Source organism: Pseudomonas sp. EA_65y_Pfl1_P113 (genome assembly GCF_963970525.1).
Classification (GTDB): Bacteria; Pseudomonadota; Gammaproteobacteria; order Pseudomonadales; family Pseudomonadaceae; genus Aquipseudomonas; species Aquipseudomonas tritici.
Genome location: NZ_CAXAQM010000616.1, coordinates 1 through 445, shown reverse-complemented (window position 1 = coordinate 445; position 445 = coordinate 1). Strand labels below are relative to the sequence as shown.

The following is a 445-nucleotide window of genomic DNA, read 5'->3' as shown; positions in this document are numbered from 1 at the left end:
ATCGCGCAGGAGGAAGTGTTCGGCCCGGTCGCCACGATCATCGCCTATGACACCGAAGAGGAAGCGGTGAAGATCGCCAACGGCACGCCCTACGGCCTGTCCGCAACGATCTCGGGCGATCCCGCCAAGGCCGCCAAGATCGCACCACGGCTGCGCGCCGGGCTGGTGACGATCAATTCGTGGAGCCCCGACGGCAGCGCGCCGTTCGGCGGCTACAAGCAATCGGGCAATGGACGGGAAAACGGCAAGTTCGGGCTGACCGATTTCATGGAAGTCAAGACCGTGATCGGCGAGCCTGCCTGACCCCAAGCGCGGGCGGCTCCTAGCCGCCCGCGCATGATCGGTTAAGGCGTTACGCCGGTTTGCGGGCGGGCGGGCTGAAGCTTTTCAGCGTGAAGCTCGCGCCCTCGCGCACGATATGGTGCTTGGGCGGCAGCGGCTTTTG

General features: G+C 65.6%; 1 protein-coding gene. It reads left to right on the top strand.

Features of this window, described 5'->3' with window-relative positions:
- A partial coding sequence (locus AACY52_RS31380; RefSeq protein WP_339561554.1) for an aldehyde dehydrogenase family protein occupies nucleotides 1-303 on the top strand: 303 nt, incomplete at its 5' end.
- Between the last annotated feature and the right edge of the window lie 142 nt (nucleotides 304-445).